The sequence below is a fragment of the Nocardioides ferulae genome (assembly GCF_003660455.1).
Classification (GTDB): Bacteria; Actinomycetota; Actinomycetes; order Propionibacteriales; family Nocardioidaceae; genus Nocardioides; species Nocardioides ferulae.
Genome location: NZ_QZVR01000016.1, coordinates 83522 through 105779, shown reverse-complemented (window position 1 = coordinate 105779; position 22258 = coordinate 83522). Strand labels below are relative to the sequence as shown.

Sequence of the window (22258 nt, the reverse complement as noted above, 5' to 3'; positions counted from 1 at the left end):
GGTCACAGCGACGGGTCGGTCCAGGCGGTCTGCACGACCTCGACGCCGCGATCACGGGTGAGCAGCCGCCCCCGGCCCGGCGGCGAGGGCTGCGGGCGCAGGTTGCCCAGCAGCGGACCCTCCTCGGGGCTGCCCGACAGCATCAGGCCGGGCATGGCCAGGTCGCGCAGGGTCTGGATCACCGGCTCGTACATGGCCCGGGACGCACCACCGGAGCGGCGTGCGACGAACACGTGCAACCCCACGTCGCGCGCCTGGGCGAGCAGCGGTTGCAGCACCGCCAGCGGGGAGCTCTGCTGGGTCGCCACCAGGTCGTAGTCGTCGACCAGCACGAACACCTCGGCCCCCTGCCACCAGGTGCGGGCCCGGAGCTGCTCGGGGGTGACGTCGGGACCGGGCAGCCGGTTGGTGAGGTAGTCGGCGAGGTCGCCCAGGGCCGGGGCCGCCTGGGTCGCGGAGGTGAGGTAGTTGAGGAGGTACTCCTCGGGGACCTCGCCGAGCAGTGACCGGCGGTAGTCCACCAGGACCAGCTGCGCCTGCTTCGGGCCGTGGGTGCGCATCACCTCGTGCGCCAGGGAGCGCAGCAGCCCGCTCTTGCCCGAGCGGCCGTCGCCGAGCACCAGCAGGTGCGGCTCGGTCTCGGGGTCGAGCATGACCGGCGCCAGCTCCTTCTCGTTGATGCCGAGCACCAGCCCACGCTCGGGGTGGCCGGCGAGCGTCCGGACCTCGTCGAGGTCGATGCGCTCCGGGAGCAGCCGCAGCTTGGGTCCGCGCTGGCCGCGCCAGGCCGCGGCGGAGCGGGCGACCAGGTGGTCGACGCCGTCGCCGAGCGTCGCGGGATCGGGGTCGCCGTCGATGCGTGGCAGTGCCCCGAGGAAGTGCAGCTTGCCCGGCACCAGTCCGCGGCCGGGCCGCCCGGTCGGCACCAGCTGGGCGACCTTGCGGTCGATCTCGGAGTCCATCGGGTCGCCCAGGCGCAGCTCGAGGCGGGTGCCGAACAGGTCGCGCATCGCCGACCGGAAGTCGGACCAGCGGGCGGTCGCGGTGATCACGTGCAGCCCGAAGGTCAGGCCGCGGGTGGCCAGCTGCTGGATCTCCATCTCCAGGTCGTCGAACTCGGCCCGCAGGGTGCTCCAGCCGTCGACGACGAGGTAGACGTCGCCCCATCCGTCGTCGACCTGACCGCGGCGGCGCCGGGTGCGGTAGGTCTCGATGGAGTCGATGCCCTCGGCGCGGAAGAACGCCTCGCGGCGGTCGACGACGCCGCCCACCTCGGCGACGATGCGGCGTACGACGTCCGGTTCGGCCCGCGACCCCACGCCGGCGACGTGGGGCAGCTGGCCCATCGGGGCGAAGGTGCCGCCGCCGAAGTCGAGCACGAAGAACTGCGACTCCAGCGGGGTGGTGGTCAGCGACAGGCTGGTCAGGAGCGTGCGCAGCAGCGTGCTCTTGCCGGTGCGAGGACCACCCACCACCGCGGCGTGGCCGCCGGCTCCGGCCAGGTCGATGGTGAGGGTGTCGCGGCGCTGCTCGCGCGGGCGGTCGACGGTGCCGAGCGGGACCGTGAGACCGCCGACAGCCCGCCAGCTCGGCGAGACCAGACCGTCGTGGGGGTCCTCGACCAGGTCGCCGAACAGTCCGTCGAGGGTGTCGGGCACGTCGAGCGGCGGCAGCCACACCTGGTGGGCGGCCGGTCCGTGGCCGAGCATGCGGGCGACCGCGATGTCGAGCAGCGTCTCCTGGTCGTCCGCCGCGGGCGCGACCGGCTGTGGCTCCCGCTCCGGCTCCGGCTCGGGACGCTCGAGCTGCTGCACCTCGGCGACGGTGAACGGCAGGATGCCCTGGAGGTGCCCGCCGTCGTCGCGGCGCACCGGACGGGGGCCGGCGGGTGGCCCGGAGACGTAGGCCGCCTTGAACCGCACCATGCTCGTCGGATCGGGCTTGAGGTAGCCCAGGCCCGGCACCGCCGGCAGCTCGTAGGCGTCGGGGACGCCGAGCACGGTGCGCGACTCCTGGGCGCTGAAGGTGCGCAGGCCGATCCGGTAGGACAGGTGCGACTCCAGGCCGCGCAGCCGGCCCTCCTCCAGCCGCTGGGAGGCGAGCAACAGGTGCAGTCCCAGTGAGCGGCCCAGCCGGCCGATGGCGACGAACAGGTCGATGAACTCCGGCTTCGCCGACAGCATCTCGGAGAACTCGTCGACGACGATGAACAGCGACGGGAGAGGGGCGAGGTCCTCACCGGCGAGCCGGGCCCGCTCGTAGTCGCGCACGGAGGCGAAGTTGCCGGCCTCGCGGAGCAGCTCCTGGCGGCGCACCATCTCACCCGACAGGGCGTCCTGCATGCGGTCGACGAGCGTCAGCTCCTGGGCGAGGTTCGTGATCACCGCCGACACGTGCGGCATCTCCGACATGCCGGCGAAGGTGGCGCCGCCCTTGAAGTCGACCAGCACCATGTTCAGCTGCTCGGGCGAGTGGGTGAGCGCCAGCCCCAGCACCAGCGTGCGCAGGAACTCGGACTTGCCGGATCCGGTGGCGCCGATCACCAGGCCGTGCGGTCCCATGCCCTGCTGGGCCGACTCCTTGATGTCGAGGTGGATCGGGGCGCCGTTCTCGCCGACGCCGATCGGCACCCGCAACAGGTCGCGGGCCGGTCGCGGCCGCCAGCCGGCGGTGGGGTCGAGCCGGCGGACGTCGCCGAGTCCCATCAGCTCCATGAAGTCGGTGGGACCGGCGATGTCGGCGCCGGGGGTCTCGGCCGGCGAGCCCACCGAGACGGTGTGGAGCGGCGTGAGCCTGCGGGCGAACGCCTCGGCGGTCGCCAGGTCGCACTGGTCGGCCTTGGCGCGCACCGGCTCCTCGCGGACCCGCAGCGCCAGGACCGGGTGGGTCTCGGGGTCCGGGGCCGAGTCGGGATCGGGCAGGTCGAGCTGCAGGCGCAGGCGGGAGGGGTCGGTGAGCTCGTCCCAGCGCGAGGGGAGATCGATCAGGGTGACGCCGTGCAGGCCGTCGGGCGGGACGACGTGGTTGCCCGGCGGCAGCGTGGCCCCGTCGGTGAGCAGCAGCACGTGAGGGACGGCGGGCCGCTCGTCGGCTCCGAAGCGCGGCCGGTCGGCCAGGTCGGCGGGGAGCATGGCGGCCAGGTCGTCGAGGGAGGTGCTGACCATCCGCTTCGGCCCCAACGCATCGGTCTCGCGTCCGCTCAGCGCGTGGGGCAGCCACTTGACCCAGTCCCAGTGGGCCAGGGTGTGGTCGGAGGCGAGCACGGCGACCTGCAGCTGGTCGGGGGAGTGGAACGCGGTGGCCGAGCAGAGCAGGGCCCGGGCCAGGGAGCGGGCCTGCTGCTCGGGGCCACACACCTCGACCCGGTCGAAGGCTCGCAGGTCGACCGAGGCGGGGAGATCGGGCTGCAGCCGGTGCACGACCAACAGCCGGTGCAGAGCCGATGCGGCCGCCGGGTCGACCTGGTCGATCGGGGCGCTCTCCGGCGGCACCAGCTCCAGGGCCAGCGGCTGCGCGCACACGCCGTAGCGGATGTGGAAGGCCAGCGGGTCCGCCGAGCCGCGCTCCCAGACCCGGGTGCGGTCCTCGGCCAGGGCCGGAAGCGCCGCAGAGGACGGGTGCTGCCAGGTCAGGGCGCGGCGCTGCTGGTCGGCCGCGTCCCGGGCGACGGCGCGCACGCTCGCCAGGTAGCGGAGGTACTCCGTGCGGGAGCCGGTCACCTGCTGGTGGCGCTGCTTGCGCTGCCGGTCGATCTGCACCACGACGAACCCGAGCGTCGCGAACAGGAACATGCCCGCCGCGATGTAGCCGCGGCCGCCGCTGCCGCCGCCCATGGTGGCGACGAGCACGATCGAGCCGACGCTGCCCAGCATCGGGATCGCGTTCATCAGCACGCCGGCGGCGCCCTCGTGCTGCTGGATCTCGGGGGGCGGCTGGAGCTGCACCCGACCGGTGGGCACCTCCGGCGCTTCCACGCGAGGGCCACGAAGCGTCGTGCTCACGGTGGTGTCCCCCTGACCTCGCCCGGACGGCGCCGGTTGTGCCTCGGGCCGGCGCTCGCCGCCTGCCCGTGTGGGCCCGATGATAGGGGTCGATGGTGGGCTGGGGATGGGGCTGGCCCCGGGACAGCGACTACCCTGCCCGCGTCGGGCTCGAGATGGCCGGGAGGTGGGGGCGTGGTCGCAGCAGGCGAGCTGGCCGACGGGTTCGCGTTGAGCGTGCACGGCCCGGCCGGTGTCCTGGACCTACGCGTCCCTGCGGGCGCGCTGGTGCGTGACGTGGCCAGGGAGTACGCCGACCACGCGCGGCTCGGCGCCGAGCCTGCGCTGTGCACGCTCGCGGGCGCGCCGCTGCGACCCGGCAGCGCGCTGGCCGAGGCCGGGCTCCGCTCCGGTGCGGTCGTGGTGGTGACGCCGCCCAGCACGCCGGCGTCGGGCGTCCGTGCTCCGGGCGCTCGGACGGGTCGACCGGCCGGCCAGGCCGGGCGCACGGCGGGACGGCGGTCGCTCCTGCCGGCGGCCGTGGTCTGCGTCGTCGCCTCGGTGGCCGCGCTCGCTGGCGGCTGGCTGGCCGCGGTGTCGGATGACGAGACGCTCCGGGTGGCGACGGTGGCGGTGCTGGCAGTGGCGAGCCTGATCGGCGTGCTGCCCGGTGGCCGGCTGGCCCCGGCGAGGGCGGTCGCCGCGCCCGCCTTCGCCGCCGCGGCGACGCTCCCGATCGTCTGGGACACGCTCCCCGAGCGGGTGCCGACGGTCGTCGGGGTGTGTGCCCTGGCCGCGGCGGTGGTCGCGGCGGTGGCCCGCTCCTTCGACCGCAGGGCCGAGGAGGCTCTCGCGGTGTGGATCGTGGTCGGGTCGGGGATCTTCGTCATCACCGGGCTCGCGGCGCTGGCCGGCCTGCCCCCGAGAGCGGTGTGGGCGGTGCTGCTGGTGCTGGCGACACTGGCGGCCCGGGTGGTCCCGGGGTTCGCCGTGGACGTCCCCGACCAGCTGTTGGTCGACCTCGAGCGCCTGGCGGTGACCGCCTGGTCGGCGCGGGAGCGGCCCAGTGGCCGGCGGGGACGCACGATCGTGCGTCCGAAGGCCGTGGCGGCCGTCGCCGAGCGTGGCACCCGACTGGTGCTGGCCTCGTGCGCGGCGGTCCTCGGGGTGTCGCTGCTGGCCGCTCCGCTGCTGCTGGACTCCGCGACCTGGCCGCTGGACCGGCTCGGCGCGCGGATCCTGGTGGGTGCCGCGGGCGCGGGGCTGCTGCTGGCGGGTCGCAGCTATCGCCACCCGGTGGCCCGCGCCCTGCTCCGGCTGGCCGGGCTGGCCTGCTGGGGCTTCCTCCTGGCATCCCTGCTGCCGGGGCTAGACGGTGGACGGTCGACGGCCGTGGCGGTCGCGGCTCTCCTCGTCGGCGTGCTCCTGGTGGTCGTCGCGGTGGCCACCGGCCGTGGCTGGCGCTCGGCCTGGTGGTCGCGGCGCGCGGAGATCGCCGAGGGTCTGGCGGGTGCGGTGCTGGTCGCGTCGGTGCTCGTCGCGACCGGAGTTTTCCGCAAGATGTGGGAGTTGGCGTGGGTGAGGTTTAGCGCCTGATAGCCGGGGTAAGCCCTGCTTGTCGATCCCGGGGTCTGCTCAGGGGCTCCCGAGACTCGGCATCGTTGATCATCACCAGACCATCACCTGATATCTCGACGCGGTGTGGGTGCCGCCGGGGGAAATGGAGCAGAGCGCATGTCTCAGGGCGCAGCAGAGATGGGCCAGGGGGAGAGGACTCTCTCCCAGGCAGCCGGCATGGTTGCCGAGGCCAAGAAGGACTTCGACACGTTCAGCAAGACCCTCGACGGTCAGATCGCCGGCATGCGCGGCAAGTGGGCCGGCGGCGGCGCCGCAGCGTTCTTCAACCTCCACCAGGCGTGGACCGAGAAGCAGCAGATCATCGTCAACGCTCTCAACGAGTTCGAGAACTCGCTGCAGACGACCGAGCGCGACAACATCAACACCGACGAGACCCAGTCCGCGAACTACGCCCGCACCGCGGGCCGCCTCGGCGGCTGAGCCCGGTCGAGAGAGTCAGGAGAGATGACCATGAGCATGGACGGAATCCGCGTCAACCACGCCGGCCTCGACCAGGGTGCCGACGACCTCTACCGCACGGTCAAGCAGATCGACGACCGGCTCAACCGGCTCGAGAGCGAGCTGGCGCCGCTGCGCAGCGACTGGACCGGTAACGCCCAGCAGGCCTACACCTCCGCGAAGGCCAAGTGGGACAACGCCATCCTCGAGATGCGCAACCTGCTCGACGAGACCGGCCGCACGGTGCAGCAGTCCAACGCCGACTACAAGGCCGCCGACGCCCGGGGCGCGGCCGCCTTCGACATGTGAGCCGGCCTCGAGACCGAGACTCACACGTTTGACCGACGACACGGCCGGGCCGGGGTTTCCCCGGCCCGGCCGTGCGTCCGCTCACCGCTACCATCGCTGGCGCGCGGTGCCGACGGGCACCGCGCCCGCGCTCACTGTGACGAGGAGGCTCGATGACCCAGGCGCCTGCCAATGCCACCGGTCTGGTGCGGGTCACGGTGTCCTCCGGAACCCGCCGCGTCGACCTGGTCCTGCCCGGCACGATGCCGGTGGCCGAGCTGCTCCCGGAGCTCGCCCGCAGCGTCGGACTGCTCGACTCCTCGACGGTCTACGGCGGCTACCGCCTCAGCACCGCTGAGGGCCGCCGGCTCGCCGGAGACCTGGGCCTGACCGCCCAGGGCGTCGAGGACGGCGGCCTGCTGGCGGTCTCCGCCGGTGTCGACGAGCCGGCGCCGCGGGTCTACGACGACGTCGTCGAGGCGATGACCGACGTCGTGGAGCGCGAGCTCAAGCCCTGGCAGCCCGCGGCCGGGCGACGCACCGCGCTCGGGGCTGCCGGGCTGCTGATGGCGCTGGGTGCCACCGCCCTGCTGGTGCAGCGGGGCAGCCTGCTCGCCGCGGTCGCCGCCGCCGTCGCGGCCACCGCGCTGGTCGGGGGGGCGGTGGTGCTCTCCCGGGCCCAGCGCGAACCCGAGGCCGCCGTGGTCGTCGCCTGGATGGGGGCCGGGTACGCCGCGCTCGCGGGCCTGCTGCTGGTGACCGACGGCGACTTCTTCGCCCGGCCGGTCGCGGCCGCCGGGGCCGGGGCGCTGGGTGCCGGGTTCCTGGCCATGGTCGGCCTCGGCGCCGGACGCACCCTCGTGCTGCCGCCGGTCGTGATCGGGGCCGTCTTCTCCATCACCGGCCTGGTCATGGAGGTCGCCACGTTCGACGCCCCGGTGGTGCTGACCACGGCGCTCACCCTGGTCGTGCTGGCCGGCTCGCTGTTCCCCTGGCTGGCGTTGGGAGTGACCGGCACGTCGGTCGACCAGCTCTACTCCACCGCCGACATCACCGCCGACCCCTCCGAGGTCGACCCCGCCAAGATCAGTGCCGATGCCCGCATCGCGCACGAGATCCTGGTGGCGATCTCCGCGACCGTCGGACTGCTGCTGGTCCTGGTGGCGCCGCTGGCCGTCGCGCTGGGTCTCGCCGGCACCCTGCTCGCCGTGGTGGCGGCGCTCGTGGTCATGCTCCGCACCCGGCAGTACCGCACCGGCACCGAGGTGCTGGTCGGCCTGGTCTCCGGCATCGCGGGCCTGGCCGCGGTGGCGGTCTCGGTGCTCTGGCAGCACCCCGACTGGCGACCCACGACGGCCGTGGTGCTGGCTGCGACGGGCGGCCTGTTGCTCGCCACCACGCTGACTCCGGCCGCTCCCTCGGTGCGGCGCGGCCGGTTGGGTGACATCACCGAGTCGATCTGCCTGCTGAGCCTGGTCCCGCTGCTGGTGCTGGCCACCGGCGTCTTCTCCTCGATCCGGAGCTGAGCGGGGCGTGGCCACCAAGAAGGACCTCGTCGAGGCGTACTCGTTCAGCCGCCGGCGGCTGGTCACCGCCTTCGTCTCCGGCGCTCCCGGCGGCCGGGAGGTCGAGCCGGCCCGACCGGGGCGCAGTGTCGTCGGGGGGCTCGCCCTCTCGGTGCTGCTGATCGCCGGGGCGGCGATCGCCGGCATCTTCACCGGGCGGCCCGAGATCGACTGGAGCCAGCCGGGGATGTTCCTGTCCAAGGAGCGCGGCGCGCTCTACGTCGTGCTGCCCGACTCCGACTCGGAGCTGCGCCCGGTGATCAATGTGACCTCGGCGCAATTGATCCTGGGCGCCGAGGTCACCCCCGAGATCGTGGCCCAGGACGAGATCGAGCAGCAGCACGTCGGAGACGACATCGGCATCCTCGGTGCGCCCGCCGACGTGCCGTCCGCCGACAGTCTGGTGCCGTCCGGTTGGACCGCGTGCACCTCCCACGGCAAGGGCATCGCGGTCGAGATCGGCGGGAGCTCGACGGTCACGCCGGTGCCCCGCGGCGCGTTCACCGTGTCGGTCGGCGACGACACCTACGTGATCGCCCAGTCCCGCAGCAGCGCCACCGAGGAGACCGGCGCCTACGTCTACGCCGTGCCGGGCGACCAGGCCCAGCGCGACCGGGTGCTGAGCAGCCTCGCCCTGCCGAACACCAGTGCGGCGATGGCCGTCCCCGAGGCGTGGGTGGGGCTGTTCCCGCGTGGTGAGGCGTTCACGCTCGAGCCGTTCGGCATCGGCGACTTCGGGGCAGCGGTCGAGGGCCCGGGTCTCCCCGAGGGCGCCGAGCAGGGCGACTGGTTCCGTCTGGACGACGAGGACGAGGGTGGCTTCGTGCTGACCGAGCTCGGACCCGCGCCGCTCAGCGGTTTCGAGTTCACCCTCTACCGGGCGCTGGCCCAGGACAAGGCGGCGGAGCTCACGGTCAGCGAGATGTCGATGTCGCAGGGCGAGATCGATCTCGACGCCACGCGGTGGCCCGACCACCAGCTGGTGCCACCGTCCGACGAGCTGTGCGGACAGCTGGTCGCCGAGGAGGGAGCCCCGCCGCGGATCCTGCTCGCCACCGATCCGGAGGGGGCCGTCTCGGCGGTGGCCTCGGCGGCCAAGCCGAACGACGTCAGCCCGACCGTCGAGGACGGGTTCGGCGCCTACGTGCACTCGGCGGCCTGGGACGCCGGCGACGGCGGACTCCCGTTCCTGCTGACCTCCAAGCCCAGCCGTCACGAACTGGTCGGCTCGGGCGTCGCGACCCAGCTCGGCTACGACGACGTCGAGTCCCCGGTGGTCCCCGACACGTGGATCGAGCTGTTCCCCGACGGGGTGCCGTTGTCGATCGACGCGGCGCTCTGCCCACCGTCCGCCAGCACCGTCACCGGGAGCTCCTGCTCGTGACCTGCCGCGCCGCCGCCCGCCTCGCCGCGCTCCTCGTGGCAGGTGCCGCGCTCGTGCCGGTGGCACCGCTGTCGACCCTCCCGGCGGCGGCCGACCCGGCCGACGACCTGGTCTGCCTGGGTCTCGAGCCGGACACCGAGGTCGGCGCCGAGGCCGAGAGCGTGAGCCGTCCGCTGGTCCAGGTGCAGGTGCCCGCGGCGCAGCGCCTGCTCGAACGGCGCGGCACGCAGCCCGGTGAGGACTGGGCGATCGCGGTGCTCGACTCGGGCGTCGTCCACGGCGTCGACGTCGAGGCGGTCTATCCGGGCGGTGGCGCGCCCCCGGTCGACTACCACGGCACGGTCGTCGCGAACCTCGCGGCCGGTGCGCCCCGGCCCGACGGCGGTCTGGTCGGCGTGGCTCCGGGTGCCCGCGTACTCGACATCCGGGTCTTCGACGAGCAGGAGGACCCCTCCGGCGCCCCGCCCGGCGTGAACATGGACCGCCTGATCGAGGGGTTGGAGTGGGTCGTTGCCCGCGCCCGCTCGGGCGAAGGCACGCGGATCGCGGTCGCGGTCGTCGCCCACTGGATGGAGCGCGACGCCGACCTCCGGCGCGCGATCGACAAGGTGCTCGCCGAGGACATCGTGGTGGTCGCCGCCACTGGCAACCGCCCCGGCGAGGGCGAGCGCAACTACGACAAGATCGAGGTCGACGAGGCCGGCCGGCCCCTCCCGGGCGAGGACGTCGCCGACCTGGTCCAACCGGCCGGATACCCCGGGGTCCTGGGCGTGGGGGCCACCGCGGACGGCTCGACCGCCGACCTCCGTGCGGCGGTGCTGCAGAGCTCCGCGATCGACGTGGTGGTGCCCACCGCGGGGGCGGTGAGCCGTGGCCTCAACGGACAGTCGTGTGTGCTCGCCGGCGACGAGAACGTGGCGACGTCGTGGGCCGCGGCCGAGGTGGCCGGGGTCGTGGCGATGCTGCGCTCGGCCCACCCCGACGAGACCCGGCAGCAGATCGAGGCTCGGCTGCTGCACACCGCGAACGGCGTCGCCGACCGGCCCAGCGTGCTCACCGGCGCCGGCGTCGTGCAGTCGCTCGAGGCGATCGCGCGTCCGCTGAGCCCGGCCCCCGACGGCACGGTGGTCGCGCCGAGCCCGGCGGCGGAGATCCGGCCGGCCACCGCTCCCGCCCCCCGAACCGACGTCCTGGTCGAGCCGCGTCGACGGGCGGTCTGGGCGGGGCTGATCGGGGGCGGCGTGGTGCTGCTCGCCGTGGTGCTGCGGCCCCTGCTCGCCCGGCGGCGGGGGGCCTGACGCCGGGCGGCGCCGGGCCGAGACGACGAACGGCGCCGCGGTGAGCCGCGGCGCCGTACGCGATGGCGGAGGATAGGGGATTCGAACCCCTGAGGGCTGTTAACCCAACCCGCTTTCCAAGCGAGCGCCATAGGCCACTAGGCGAATCCTCCGCGGAGGAGCGTACCCGGCGGGCGAGGAGGGAGCGAATTGGGCCCGGCGTGGGTCCTGGGCCGCTCCGCGGCGGTGGCGCACCCCGGCTTGGTGGGCCCGCGCGGCTCACCTAGACTCTGGGCAACCCCCCGTGTGGCGGCACCTCACCCAACTCCCCCAGGGCCGGAAGGCAGCAAGGGTCAGTGAGCTCTGCCGGGTGCGCGGGGGGCCTCTGCATTTCCCGGTGCACGGGTGGTCTGCGGTTCCGTGTCGCGACCGGTCGGCCCCGGCCCGCTACCGGGTGTCGGTGTGCCTGGTTAGGGTTCATGCGTGGAGTCCCCCCTGGCGCTGTACCGCCGCTACCGACCCGAGACCTTCGCCGAGGTGATCGGGCAGGAGCACGTGACGGAGCCGCTGCGGGCCGCGCTGGCCAACAACCGGGTCAACCACGCCTACCTCTTCTCCGGCCCGCGAGGCTGCGGCAAGACCACCTCCGCGCGCATCCTGGCCCGCTCGCTCAACTGCGACCAGGCGCCGGTGGCCGACCCGTGCGGGGTGTGCGACAGCTGCCGTGACCTCGCCCGCGGCGGTCCCGGCTCGATCGACGTGATCGAGATCGACGCCGCCTCCCACGGTGGCGTCGACGACGCCCGCGACCTGCGTGAGAAGGCCTTCTTCGCCCCGGTGAAGAGCCGCTATAAGGTCTACATCATCGACGAGGCGCACATGGTGACCACGCAGGGCTTCAACGCCCTGCTGAAGCTGGTCGAGGAGCCCCCGCCCCACCTGCGGTTCATCTTCGCCACCACCGAGCCCGACAAGGTGCTGCCGACCATCCGGTCGCGCACCCACCACTACCCCTTCCGGCTGATCCCGCCGCGGCTGCTCTCCTCCTACCTCTCCGAGCTGTGTGAGAAGGAGGGGGTCCCGATCGAGCCGGCGGCGCTGCCGCTGGTGGTGCGGGCCGGTGCCGGGTCCGCGCGCGACACACTCTCGGTGCTCGACCAGCTGCTCGGCGGAGCCGGGCCCTCCGGGGTGACCCACGCGCTGGCGACCGGCCTGCTCGGCTACACCCCCGACAGCCTGCTCGACGAGGTCGTCGACGCCTTCGCCGCCGGTGACGGGTCAGCGGTCTTCGGGGTGGTCGACAAGGTCATCGAGACCGGGCAGGACCCCCGCCGATTCACCGAGGACCTGCTGCGACGGTTGCGCGACCTGGTGATCGTGGCCGCGGTGCCCGACGCGCCGGCCACCGGGCTGATCGACGTCTCCGAAGACGCCGGCGAGCGTCTCGTCGCCCAGGCCGCCCGGTTCGGGCCCGCCGAGCTGACCCGGGCCGCCGACCTCGTCGCGACCGGGCTGACCGAGATGCGCGGCGCCACCGCCCCCCGGCTGCTGCTCGAGCTGATCTGTGCCCGGGTGCTGTTGCCGGGCGCCGACCACACCACCGACGGCGTGCTGGCCCGCGTCGAGCGGCTCGAGAAGCGCGTCGCGGTCGCCGGCACGCCCAGCCCGGTCGCCGCCTCCCCGGCCACCCACGTGCCGGCGCAGGACCGCCCCCACCCGCTGCGCTCCCACGCCGACGACCCGGCCGAGCGGCCGCCGGCGCGCCCGGTCAGACCGGCCCCGGAGGCCCCTGTCGCGGGTCCGCCCCAGCCGCCGGCCGAGCAGCGCCCGCCCCAGACCGCTCCGCCCGCTGCGCCCGAGCCCGCTCCGGAGCGCCCGGCGCCATCCGAGCCGACGGCCGCGCCCGCGCCCGTCACCCCGCATCCTGCCCAGCCGGAGCCGGCAGCTCAGCCTTCCCCGGCTGCCCCGGCCGGCGGTGGCCTCTCGCTGGTCGAGGTGCGCCGGCTCTGGCCCGACATCGTCGAGGCCACCAAGCTGCGCCGCCGGGTCGCGTGGATGCACCTGACCCAGAACTGTCAGGTGGTCGGCGTCGACGGGCGCACGCTCACCCTGGGCTTCGTCAACGCCGGCGCCCGCGACTCGTTCGTCGGCGGCGGCTGCGACGAGATCCTGCGGCAGGCCGCCATCGACGTGGTCGGTGCCGACTGGCGCATCGAGACCATCGTCGACCCCGGGGCCAGGGCCGACGCGCCGGTGGTCACCCGGCCCGCTGCCGCGCCCGCCGAGCCCCCCGTCCAGGCCGCCCCCGGGGCTGCGCCGCCCGCCCCGCCCGCGGTCCCGGCGCCCGCCGAGACCGCCCGACCCGAGCCGCCACAGGCCCCGCCGTCGCCCGCGCCGCCGGCCGCCGCCGGTGGCGGCATGGCCGCCGCCCGCGACGCCATCGCCCGTGGCGGCAGCCGCCCCGACCGGGGCCCGGCCGAGCCCAGCCACGATCCCGACGCCGACGCCCGGCGCGACGACCTCGACGCCGACGTCGACCAGTTGGGCGGTGCCGAGCTGCTCGAGCGCGAGCTCGGCGCCCGGGTGATCGAGGAGATCCCGCACCAGTGAGACTGACGGTGCGCCCCCGGCGTACCGCGCCTGCCTTCCCGTCCGACCAGGAGTGACCCCGATGACCCAGAACCCCTTCGACGCCCTCGGCGGCGGCTTCGACATGAACGCGCTGCTGCAGCAGGCCCAGCAGATGCAGGAGCAGCTGCAGGCGGCCCAGGAGCAGCTGGCCGAGACCGTGGTCGACGGCACCGTCGCCGGCGGTGCGGTGACCGTCCGCGTCAACGGCATCGGCGAGCTGGTCGGTGTCGACATCAAGGCCGGCGGCTTCGACGGTGGCGACGCCGACGACCTCGCCGACCTCGGCGACATGATCGTCGCCGCCTACCGCGACGCCAAGGCGCAGGCGGACTCCCTCGCCGGCCAGACCCTCGGCCCGCTCGCGGGCGGTGGCGAGCCCGGCGGCGCCGGCGGCAACTCTCTCGGCTTCGGCGGCGGCCCTCTCGGCTTCGGCGGCTGAGCGTTGTACGAAGGCGTCGTCCAGGACCTCATCGACGAGCTCGGCAGGCTGCCCGGGGTGGGGCCCAAGGGTGCCCAGCGAATCGCCTTCCACCTGCTCCAGGCGGACCCCGTCGACGTGCGCCGGCTCGCCGACGTGCTCATCGAGGTCAAGAGCAGGGTGAAGTTCTGCAGCGTCTGCTTCAACGTCTCCCAAGAGGAGAAGTGCCGCATCTGCGCCGACCCGCGGCGCGACCCCTCGGTGCTGTGCGTCGTCGAGGAGTACAAAGACGTCGTCGCCATCGAGCGCACCCGCGAGTTCCGTGGGCGCTACCACGTGCTGGGCGGGGCCATCTCCCCGATCGACGGCATCGGTCCCGAGCAGCTGCGCATCCGTGAGCTGATGACCCGGCTGGCCGACGGCACCATCACCGAGACCATCTTGGCCACCGATCCCAACCTCGAGGGTGAGGCCACCGCGACCTATCTCACGCGCATGCTCAAGCCTCTTGGGTTGCGCGTCACGCGTCTGGCGAGTGGACTGCCGGTGGGTGGCGATCTCGAGTACGCCGACGAGGTCACCTTGGGCCGGGCGTTCGCAGGAAGGCGATCAGCTGATGACTGACCACATCCAGAGTGAGACCGAGGACTTCGCCCAGCAGATCGCCGACCAGGTCGAGAGCTTCCTGGTCGCGCTGCAGGCGATCTCGCGCGAGCAGGAGGGCGGCCGGGCGATCTCGCTGCTGCTGCTCGAGGTGAGCCAGGTGCTGCTCGCCGGCGCCCGGCTGGGCGCGCAGGCCGACTTCACGCCGGAGCAGGAGTACCAGCCCGACGTCGGGCCCGACCCCGACCTGGACCGGATGCGCGAGCGGCTCGGCGGCATCCTCGGACCGGTCGACGTCTATGCGTTCAACTTCGACCCCTACGACCCCCAGTTGGAGACCTCCCGGCTCTCCGACGACCTCACCAGCATCGCCAGTGAGGTGGCCAACGGGCTGCGCCACTACCGCGCCGGCAACGTGGCCGAGGCGCTGTGGTGGTGGCAGTTCTCCTACGTCTCCTCGTGGGGCAACAGCGCCAGCGCGGCGCTCCGGGCCCTGCAGTCGATCGTGACCCACAGCCGCCTGGACTCCCTGGTCGACCTCGACGCCGACCGGGTGGCGGTGGCCGAGGAGATCCTCGGCCACTGACCGGGGTCGGGGCCCACCCCTGAGATATCGTTCGGCCGCCGCAGCCGCCCCCGGTAGACTCGGCCGAGGTCGCAGCGCAGTGCCGCGCGTGCGTCGGACCCCCGGACGGGCCGGGGTGCAGGTCCGGGCCGGCGACCGTCGAACTCTCGAACCCGAGGACCAACCGTGGGCATTGTCGTGCAGAAGTACGGCGGGTCGTCCGTGGCCGACGCTGACGGCATCAAGCGGGTCGCGCAGCGCATCGTGAACACCCGCAAGGCCGGCCACGACGTCGTCGTAGTGGTCTCGGCGATGGGTGACACCACCGACGAGCTGCGCGACCTCGCCGAGCAGGTCTCGCCGCTGCCGCCGCCGCGTGAGCTGGACATGCTGCTCACCGCGGGCGAGCGGATCTCGATGGCGCTGCTGGCGATGGCGATCGCCCAGCTCGGCCACAAGGCCCAGTCGTTCACCGGAAGCCAGGCCGGCGTGATCACCGACTCGGTGCACGGGCGGGCCAAGATCATCGACATCACCCCCGGCCGCATCGAGAACGCCCTCCGTGACGGGGCGATCGCCATCGTGGCCGGCTTCCAGGGCGTCTCCCAGGACACCAAGGACGTCACCACGCTCGGCCGGGGCGCCTCCGACACCACGGCGGTGGCCCTGGCCGCCGCGCTCGGCGCGACGGTCTGCGAGATCTACAGCGACGTCGACGGCGTGTTCACCGCCGACCCCCGGATCGTGCCCACCGCGCGCAAGCTCGACCGCGTCTCCACCGAGGAGATGCTCGAGATGGCCGCCTCGGGTGCCAAGATCCTCCACCTGCGGTGCGTCGAGTACGCCCGCCGCCACGACATGCCGGTCCACGTGCGCTCCTCGTTCTCGAACAAGGAGGGCACCTGGATCGTCCCCGACGACGAGCAGGGAGACCAGCCCATGGAGCAGGCGATCATCTCCGGTGTCGCCCACGACCGGAGCCAGGCCAAGATCACCGTGGTCGGCGTGCCCGACAAGGTCGGTGAGGCAGCCCGCATCTTCGACGTGCTGGCCACCTCCGAGGTCAACATCGACATGGTGGTGCAGAACGTCTCCGCCGCCGCCACGGGGCTCACCGACATCTCGTTCACGGTGCCGCGTGAGGACGGCCAGCCCGCGATGGCGGCGCTGGCACGGATCCAGGACGAGGTCGGCTACGACCAGCTTCTCTACGACGACCGCATCGGCAAGGTGTCGCTGATCGGCGCGGGCATGCGCAGCCACCCCGGCATCACCGCGAAGTTCTTCGCCGCGCTCGCCTCCGCCGGCGTCAACATCGAGATGATCTCCACGTCCGAGATCCGGATCTCGGTGATCGTCGACGAAGCGGAGGTCGACGACGCGGTGCGCGCCGCGCACACCGCGTTCGGCCTCGACGCCGACGAGGTCGAGGCCGTCGTCTACGGCGGGACCGGCCGATGAACGCGCCCAACCGCGGGGTGCGGATCGGCGTCGTCGGTGCTACCGGCCAAGTCGGCGTCGCGATGCGCCAGATCCTCGAGGAGCGGGCGCTGCCGATCGAGGAGATCCGGTTCTTCGCCTCCGCCCGGTCCGCGGGCAAGGTGCTCCCGTTCGCCGGCCGCGAGATCGTCGTCGAGGACGCCGAGACCGCCGACCCGACCGGGCTCGACATCGCGCTGTTCTCGGCCGGCGCCACCACCTCGCGGGCTCAGGCGCCGCGGTTCGCCGCCGCCGGGGTGACGGTGGTCGACAACTCCTCGGCGTTCCGGATGGACCCCGACGTGCCGCTGGTGGTCTCCGAGGTCAACCCCGAGGCGATCGACGAGGCCCGCAAGGGCATCATCGCCAACCCGAACTGCACCACGATGGCCGCGATGCCGGTGCTCAAGCCGCTCCACGACGCGGCAGGGCTGGTGCGCCTGGTCGCATCGACCTATCAGGCGGTGTCGGGCAGCGGCGTCGCCGGCGTGGAGGAGCTCGCCGGCCAGGTGCGCGCGGCCGGCGACAAGGCCCGTGAGCTCGCCTACGACGGGTCGGCCGTCGCCTTCCCCGACCCGGTCAAGTACGTCGCGCCGATCGCCTACAACGTCGTGCCGCTCGCGGGCTCGATCGTCGACGACGGGCTCGACGAGACCGACGAGGAGCAGAAGCTGCGCAACGAGTCGCGCAAGATCCTCGGCATCCCCGGGCTGCGGGTCTCCGGCATCTGCGTGCGCGTCCCGGTCTTCACCGGTCACTCCCTGGCGATCAACGCCGAGTTCGCCGAGCCGATGACACCGGCGCGGGCCAAGGAGCTGCTCGGCGATGCTCCGGGCGTGGTGCTCGCCGACGTGCCGACCCCGTTGCAGGCCGCCGGGCAGGACCCGTCGTACGTCGGTCGCATCCGCACCGATCCCGGCGTCGACGGCGACCGTGGACTGGCGCTGTTCATCTCCAACGACAACCTCCGCAAGGGGGCGGCCCTCAACACGGTGCAGATCGCCGAGCTGCTCGCCGCTCGCCTGTGAGCGGTGCCACGCCCTAGCCGTCTGCGGGCTGGACGTACGTGGTCGTGACCCAGTGGGAGAGCGCGAACGTGGCGGCCCCGCAGACCGGGATCACGATCACCATCCACCACGCGAACAGCACGTCGACCAGGAACACCAGCGCGATCACGGTGAGCAGGCCGATGCCCAGGAAGCTGGTGCTGATGGGATCGCTGACCGCGAAGGCCCGCAGCAGTGCTCCGCCGACGAGCACCAGCGTGGCCAGGATCGCCAGCAGCAGGAAGAAGCCGGGATCGCCGCACGACGACGTGCCGCGCACCGCCTCGCAGGCCTGGAGCGACCCCCAGGTGGCCCCCACCAGCAGCAGGCCGGCGAAGGCGCCCGCGAACACCGCAGCGGCCATGCCGGTCAGCAGCGGGGCTCGGGGCGCGTCGTCGGTAGGCGCCGGCTCGGGCTCAGTCGCCGGCTCGGGCCGGGCGGGCGGCGGAGCGATGTCGGCAGCCTGGCTCTGACCGGCGGGCACCTCGTCGGCGAACAGCGGCGGGGCCTGCTCGGTCGGGGGTGCGGTCACCGGCTCGGGGGCGGCCGGGGGCGTGGTCACCGGCTCGGGGGCGGCCGGGGGCGCGTTCACCGGCTCGGGGAGCACGGTGGTCGCCTCCTCCTCACCGGTCGCGGCAGCGGGCAGCACCTCCGTGGGCTCGGTGGTCGCCTCGAGGTCGGCAGCGGACGCCTCGTCCGGAGCAACGGGCGGCTCGGGCGCCTGCCGTTGCTTGCGCCGCCGCCGCATTGAGAAGCCCAGCGTGGGCGGCTCGAGGGAGGGGCCCTCGGGCCGCTCGCGGTCGTCGTTCGACATGGCCACAGTGTGGCAGACCACACGTGCGGAGCCGGCTGGCTGCGCCGCGGCCCGGCCGGCGAATGCAGAACACCCGGACCCTCGTGGGGTCCGGGTGTCGCCGATGCCTGAGACATCACCTGGGTCGGGCTGACAGGATTTGAACCTGCGGCCTCCTCGTCCCGAACGAGGCGCGCTACCAAGCTGCGCCACAGCCCGATCCGGCGTCCGCTCCCGGGGGAGCAACCGCCGACGGGGAGCATACCCGAGGCCGGGCGGCGGCCCGCAATCGGCCCGGCCGAGGCGTCGATGCTTCCCCGACACGCCGCGAGAATACGGGAATCAGTGCCGGGTCGGCGTCAACGTCAGGAGGGTGGCCTCGGGGCGGCAGGCGACCCGGATCCGGGCGTAGGGGCTGGTGCCGAGGCCGGCACAGACGTGCAGCCAGGAGCTGCCCGGATCGCCGGGTCGGGAGTCGGCGGGGTGCCGGTGCAGGCCCCGGGCCCGCGCGGGCTCGAGGTCGCAGTTCGTGGTGAGCGCTCGGCCACCCGGCAGGCAGACCTGCCCGCCGTGGGTGTGGCCGGCGAGGATCGCGTCGTAGCCGTCGGCGGCGAACCGGTCCAGCACCCGCAGGTACGGCGCGTGGGCGACGCCCAGCCGGACGTCGGCCCCGGCATCGGCCGGGCCCGCGACGGCGTCGAGGTCGTCGTAGCCCAGGTGGGGGTCGTCGACCCCTGCGAACGCGAATCGCAGCCCGGCGACCTCGAGCGTCGCCCTGCGGTTGGTGAGGTCGAGCCAGCCGGCGCCGGTGAACTCCTCGCGCAGGTCCGGCCAGGGCAGCTGCCCCGAGGTGGTGTGCCGGGTGCCGTCGTCGGGCAGCAGGTAGCGCACGGGGTTGCGCAGCGTCGGCACGAAGTAGTCGTTGGACCCGAACACGAACACGCCGGGCGCGTCGAGCAGCGGCCCGAGTGCGTCGCGCACGACCGGCACCGACTCCCGATGCGCCAGGTTGTCGCCGGTGTCGACGACCAGGTCGGGGGCCAGGTCCCACAGTCCGCGCAGCCACTCCTGCTTGCGGTGCTGGCCCGGCGTCATGTGGATGTCGCTGAGGTGCAGCACCCGCAGCGGCGCCGCACCGGCCGGCAGCAGCGGCACCTCGACCCGCCGCAGCGTGTAGGCCCGCGCCTCGGCGGCGGCGTACGCGGTGAGTCCGGCGCCGGCGGCGACGCAGACCCCGAGCAGGCGGGCGAGCGGCGTCGGGATCACCGGGACAGGCTGCCACAATGGTCGTCATGAGTGCTCTCAAGGACCGGCTGCGCGGCGACCTGACGTCCGCGATGAAGGCGCGCGACGAGGTCCGCTCCTCGACGCTGCGGATGATCCTCACCGCGATCACCAACGCCGAGGTCGCCGGCAAGGAGCACCGCGAGCTCAGCGACGACGACGTTGTCGGGGTGCTCTCCAGCGAGGCGAAGAAGCGGCGCGAGGCCGCCGTGGCGTTCGAGGACGGCGGGCGCAAGGAGATGGCCGCCAAGGAGCGCGCCGAGGCCGCCGTGATCGCCGACTACCTGCCGGCCCAGCTCAGCGTCGAGGAGATCGCCGAGATCGTCGCGGCCGCGGTCGAGCAGAGCGGCGCGGCCGGTGAGGGCATGAAGGCGATGGGCAAGGTGATGGGCCTGGTCCAGCCGCAGGTCAAGGGCCGGGCCGACGGCGCGGCGGTGGCCGCCGAGGTGCGTCGCCAGCTCGGCTGAGCCCCCGCCCCGGTGGAGGGTCAGCGCCCGCCGCGACCGCCCCCGCCGCCGTTGCCTCGACCGCCGTTGCCTCCGCCACCGCCACCGTTGCCCTTGGGCTCGGGCCCGGCGGAGGTGTAGATCGTGATCGTGCTGCCGCTGCCGGCCTGTCCGCCGCCTCCAGGTGAGGTGAACGCGACGGTGCCGACCGGATAGCTGGAGTACTGGTCGCCGCCGAGGGAGACCGCGAACCCTGCCTCGGCCAGCACCGCCTGGGCCTCGTCGACACCCATGCCGCCCACGCTGGGCACCGTGGTCATCACGCCGGCGATGTCGTCGGCCGAGGGCGCCACGAAGTCCTGGTACTCCAGCGAGTCGTCGATCACCTGCATCGCGCCGCCCCACATCGGCCCGGCGAACCCGGAGCCGGAGGCGGTGGGGATGTAGGCGCCGCCGATGGTCTGGCCGGCGAGCGGGATCGGCTGGCCGTACTCGTTGGCGCCGGCGATCATCGCCGCGGTGGACAGCTGCGGGGTGTAGCCGACGAACCACACCGCCTTGCCGTCCTGGGTGGTGCCGGTCTTGGCGGCCGACGGCTGGTCGAGCGCGAGTCCTCGGGCCGCGCCGAAGCCGGAGCCCTCCTGCACGCCGCGCAGCACGTCGTTGACCGCGTCGGCCGTGGCCGGGGCGATGACCTGCTGGCAGGTGGCGGGGTACTCCTTGATCACGTTGCCGTCGGCGTCCTCAAGGGCGGTGACCGGTCGGGAGTCGCAGTGCAGCCCGCGACCGGCGAAGGTGGCGTAGGCCTCGGCCATCTCCAGCGGGCTCACGTCGGCCACGCCGAGGGTGAACGAGGGCACCATCTGGGTCGCCGGGTCGTCGAGGCCGATGCCCATCGCCTGCGCGAGCTCGTAGGGCTCGCACAGCCCGGTGTCGCGCTCGAGCTGGGCGAAGAACGTGTTCACCGACAGCTGGGTGCCCTGGTAGAGGTTGAAGGTGCCGTTGGACGTGGAGTTCGAGGGTGACCAGATCTCGCTGCTGGCGTAGTACTCGCCGTCGCAGACCTTGTAGTCGCGCATCGGGATGCTGATCGTCTCGGGGGCGTTGTAGGTGCGGTTGAGCGGGATGTCCTGGTTGATCGCCGCCGCCAGCACGAACGCCTTGAACGTCGACCCCGGCTGGAAGCCGTTGGAGTCGCCGTACTTCTTCGGCACCACGTAGTTGAGGAAGGTCTGCCCGGCGTCCTGGTCGGCGCCCATCGGGCGGGACTGGGCGAGCGCCCGCACCTCGCCGGAGCGTGGCTCGACCATGGCCAGACCCCCGATCGCGGAGTCCTGGGGGAAGACGTTGGCCCGCACCGAGTTGTCCGCGGCCTGCTGCATGTCCAGGTCGACCGTGGTGCGGATCGTCAGCCCGCCGGAGTAGATCAGGCGACGGCGCTCGGCCTTGGTGCGGCCGAGGCTGCGGTCGGCCATCAGGTAGCGCACCATGTAGTCGCAGAAGAAGGGGGCACTGGAGTCGACGCAGCCGTTCTCGTTGGGCTGCACGTTCAGCCCCAGCGGCTGGTCCTTGACCTTGGCGGCCCGCTCGCGGGAGATGACGTTGAGCTCGGCCATCCGGTCGAGCACCACGTTGCGGCGGGCCAGAGCGCGGTTGCGGTCGTTGGTCGGGTCGAGCGCGTCGGGACTCTTCACCAGCCCGGCCAGCAGCGCGGACTGGCGCAGGTCGAGCTGCTTGGCGTTGACGTTGAAGTAGTGCTTGGCCGCCGCCTGGATGCCGTAGGCCCCGTCGCCGAAGTAGGAGATGTTGAGGTAGCGCTCGAGGATCCAGTCCTTGGAGTAGCGCTCCTCGAGCGCGATGGCGTAGCGCAGCTCGCGCAGCTTGCGCGCATAGCTGTCGTCGATGGCCTCGGCCCGCTCCTCGTCCGTCTCGGCCTGCTGCAGCAGCGTCTGCTTCACGACCTGCTGGCTGATCGAGGAGCCACCCTGGACCACGCCGTCGTTGGCCTGGTTGGTGATGAACGCCCGCAGGGTGCCCTTGATGTCGAGCGCGCCGTGCTCGTAGAAGCGGTCGTCCTCGATCGCGACGATCGCCTTGACCATGATCCGCGAGACCTGGGTGAGCTCGACGTTGACCCGGTTCTGGACGAACAGGCTCGCGATCTGGTTGCCGTCGGCGTCGACCACCGTCGTGCGCTGCGGGAGTGACTCGGTCTCGAGCTCCTCGGGCAGCTCGTCCATCGTCTCGGCGATGCTCTTCGCGCCCATGCCGAGCACGCCGGCGAAGGGGATCGCGAGCCCGGCCACGACGACGCCGAGGACCGCGGCCACCACGGCCATCACGCCCAGGTGGGAGAGCACCCGGGAGGGCGAGAGTCGAGCGTCGGGAGGTGCGGCCATGCGCACCAGACTACGGGAGAGCGG

General features: G+C 73.3%; 17 protein-coding genes, 2 tRNA genes and 1 other RNA gene. 14 read left to right on the top strand and 6 right to left on the bottom strand.

Going from position 1 to position 22258, the window contains the following annotated elements; all coding sequences use genetic code 11:
* Nucleotides 1-2: 2 nt before the first annotated feature.
* Nucleotides 3-3974, bottom strand: coding sequence for a type VII secretion protein EccCa (gene eccCa / locus D6B71_RS16610; RefSeq protein ID WP_240641494.1), 3972 nt, complete (start codon nucleotides 3972-3974; stop codon nucleotides 3-5).
* 201 nt (nucleotides 3975-4175) lie between these two features.
* Here eccCa and D6B71_RS16605 point away from each other — a divergent pair, with 201 nt between their 5' ends.
* From D6B71_RS16605 to D6B71_RS16580, 6 genes are all read left to right on the top strand, one after another.
* Nucleotides 4176-5576 (top strand): ubiquitin family protein, encoded by a 1401-nt coding sequence (locus D6B71_RS16605; RefSeq protein ID WP_121257095.1) that lies wholly within the window; start codon nucleotides 4176-4178, stop codon nucleotides 5574-5576.
* Nucleotides 5577-5714: 138 nt separating this feature from the next.
* Nucleotides 5715-6038 (top strand): WXG100 family type VII secretion target, encoded by a 324-nt coding sequence (locus D6B71_RS16600; RefSeq protein WP_121257093.1) that lies wholly within the window; start codon nucleotides 5715-5717, stop codon nucleotides 6036-6038.
* 30 nt (nucleotides 6039-6068) lie between these two features.
* Nucleotides 6069-6365 (top strand): WXG100 family type VII secretion target, encoded by a 297-nt coding sequence (locus D6B71_RS16595; protein WP_164519706.1) that lies wholly within the window; start codon nucleotides 6069-6071, stop codon nucleotides 6363-6365.
* Between the two features lie 152 nt (nucleotides 6366-6517).
* Nucleotides 6518-7870 (top strand): type VII secretion integral membrane protein EccD, encoded by a 1353-nt coding sequence (eccD, locus tag D6B71_RS16590; RefSeq protein WP_121257089.1) that lies wholly within the window; start codon nucleotides 6518-6520, stop codon nucleotides 7868-7870.
* Between the two features lie 7 nt (nucleotides 7871-7877).
* The gene (locus tag D6B71_RS16585; protein WP_121257087.1) at nucleotides 7878-9293 is read left to right on the top strand and encodes a type VII secretion protein EccB; all 1416 of its coding nucleotides are present in this window, start codon (nucleotides 7878-7880) and stop codon (nucleotides 9291-9293) included.
* Nucleotides 9290-10591 (top strand): S8 family serine peptidase, encoded by a 1302-nt coding sequence (locus tag D6B71_RS16580; RefSeq protein ID WP_164519705.1) that lies wholly within the window; start codon nucleotides 9290-9292, stop codon nucleotides 10589-10591. Before D6B71_RS16585 ends, D6B71_RS16580 begins: the two co-directional genes overlap by 4 nt.
* A 63-nt stretch (nucleotides 10592-10654) precedes the next feature.
* On the opposite strand, the gene D6B71_RS16575 is transcribed toward D6B71_RS16580, so the two are convergent.
* Nucleotides 10655-10743: transfer RNA gene (locus tag D6B71_RS16575), tRNA-Ser, on the bottom strand.
* A 123-nt stretch (nucleotides 10744-10866) separates the two neighbouring features.
* On the opposite strand from D6B71_RS16575, the gene ffs reads away from it, so the two are divergent.
* The 7 genes from ffs to D6B71_RS16540 all read left to right on the top strand — a co-directional run bounded on the left by ffs (nucleotide 10867) and on the right by D6B71_RS16540 (nucleotide 17294).
* Nucleotides 10867-10957: signal recognition particle sRNA small type (gene ffs / locus D6B71_RS16570), an RNA gene on the top strand.
* Between the two features lie 96 nt (nucleotides 10958-11053).
* A complete protein-coding gene (locus tag D6B71_RS23840; RefSeq protein WP_121257083.1) occupies nucleotides 11054-13180 on the top strand; it encodes a DNA polymerase III subunit gamma and tau in 2127 nt (708 codons plus the stop codon).
* Nucleotides 13181-13241: 61 nt separating this feature from the next.
* Complete coding sequence (locus D6B71_RS16560; RefSeq protein ID WP_121257081.1) at nucleotides 13242-13640, top strand: YbaB/EbfC family nucleoid-associated protein; 399 nt, start codon at nucleotides 13242-13244, stop codon at nucleotides 13638-13640.
* Nucleotides 13641-13643: 3 nt separating this feature from the next.
* Nucleotides 13644-14243 carry a recombination mediator RecR gene (gene recR, locus D6B71_RS16555; protein WP_121257079.1) on the top strand — a complete coding sequence of 200 codons (600 nt, stop codon included), beginning with the start codon at nucleotides 13644-13646 and terminating at the stop codon, nucleotides 14241-14243.
* Complete coding sequence (locus D6B71_RS16550) at nucleotides 14236-14808, top strand: DUF5063 domain-containing protein (protein WP_121257077.1); 573 nt, start codon at nucleotides 14236-14238, stop codon at nucleotides 14806-14808. Before recR ends, D6B71_RS16550 begins: the two co-directional genes overlap by 8 nt.
* Nucleotides 14809-14973: 165 nt before the next feature.
* The gene (locus D6B71_RS16545) at nucleotides 14974-16248 is read left to right on the top strand and encodes an aspartate kinase (protein ID WP_121257075.1); all 1275 of its coding nucleotides are present in this window, start codon (nucleotides 14974-14976) and stop codon (nucleotides 16246-16248) included.
* The gene (locus D6B71_RS16540; protein ID WP_121257073.1) at nucleotides 16245-17294 is read left to right on the top strand and encodes an aspartate-semialdehyde dehydrogenase; all 1050 of its coding nucleotides are present in this window, start codon (nucleotides 16245-16247) and stop codon (nucleotides 17292-17294) included. Before D6B71_RS16545 ends, D6B71_RS16540 begins: the two co-directional genes overlap by 4 nt.
* A gap of 13 nt (nucleotides 17295-17307) precedes the next feature.
* On the opposite strand, the gene D6B71_RS16535 is transcribed toward D6B71_RS16540, so the two are convergent.
* From D6B71_RS16535 to D6B71_RS16525, 3 genes are all read right to left on the bottom strand, one after another.
* Nucleotides 17308-18126 carry a hypothetical protein gene (locus tag D6B71_RS16535; protein WP_121257071.1) on the bottom strand — a complete coding sequence of 273 codons (819 nt, stop codon included), beginning with the start codon at nucleotides 18124-18126 and terminating at the stop codon, nucleotides 17308-17310.
* Between the two features lie 124 nt (nucleotides 18127-18250).
* Nucleotides 18251-18324, bottom strand: a tRNA-Pro gene (locus D6B71_RS16530).
* Nucleotides 18325-18447: 123 nt separating this feature from the next.
* Nucleotides 18448-19371, bottom strand: a complete 924-nt coding sequence (locus D6B71_RS16525; protein ID WP_121257069.1) for a metallophosphoesterase — start codon at nucleotides 19369-19371, stop codon at nucleotides 18448-18450.
* Nucleotides 19372-19397: 26 nt separating this feature from the next.
* On the opposite strand from D6B71_RS16525, the gene D6B71_RS16520 reads away from it, so the two are divergent.
* Nucleotides 19398-19856 (top strand): GatB/YqeY domain-containing protein, encoded by a 459-nt coding sequence (locus D6B71_RS16520; RefSeq protein ID WP_121257173.1) that lies wholly within the window; start codon nucleotides 19398-19400, stop codon nucleotides 19854-19856.
* Between the two features lie 20 nt (nucleotides 19857-19876).
* Here the strand turns inward: D6B71_RS16520 and D6B71_RS16515 are convergent, their stop codons facing one another.
* Nucleotides 19877-22234 (bottom strand): penicillin-binding protein, encoded by a 2358-nt coding sequence (locus tag D6B71_RS16515; protein ID WP_121257067.1) that lies wholly within the window; start codon nucleotides 22232-22234, stop codon nucleotides 19877-19879.
* Nucleotides 22235-22258: the final 24 nt, after the last annotated feature.

Coding starts and splice junctions, on each gene's coding strand:
- D6B71_RS16600 (WP_121257093.1), top strand. CDS start 5,715: ATGTCTCAGGGCGCAGCAGAGATGGGCCAGGGGGAGAGGACTCTCTCC.
- D6B71_RS16595 (WP_164519706.1), top strand. CDS start 6,069: ATGAGCATGGACGGAATCCGCGTCAACCACGCCGGCCTCGACCAGGGT.
- eccD (WP_121257089.1), top strand. CDS start 6,518: ATGACCCAGGCGCCTGCCAATGCCACCGGTCTGGTGCGGGTCACGGTG.
- D6B71_RS16560 (WP_121257081.1), top strand. CDS start 13,242: ATGACCCAGAACCCCTTCGACGCCCTCGGCGGCGGCTTCGACATGAAC.
- D6B71_RS16550 (WP_121257077.1), top strand. CDS start 14,236: ATGACTGACCACATCCAGAGTGAGACCGAGGACTTCGCCCAGCAGATC.
- D6B71_RS16540 (WP_121257073.1), top strand. CDS start 16,245: ATGAACGCGCCCAACCGCGGGGTGCGGATCGGCGTCGTCGGTGCTACC.
- D6B71_RS16535 (WP_121257071.1), bottom strand. CDS start 18,126: ATGTCGAACGACGACCGCGAGCGGCCCGAGGGCCCCTCCCTCGAGCCG.
- D6B71_RS16520 (WP_121257173.1), top strand. CDS start 19,398: ATGAGTGCTCTCAAGGACCGGCTGCGCGGCGACCTGACGTCCGCGATG.
- D6B71_RS16515 (WP_121257067.1), bottom strand. CDS start 22,234: ATGGCCGCACCTCCCGACGCTCGACTCTCGCCCTCCCGGGTGCTCTCC.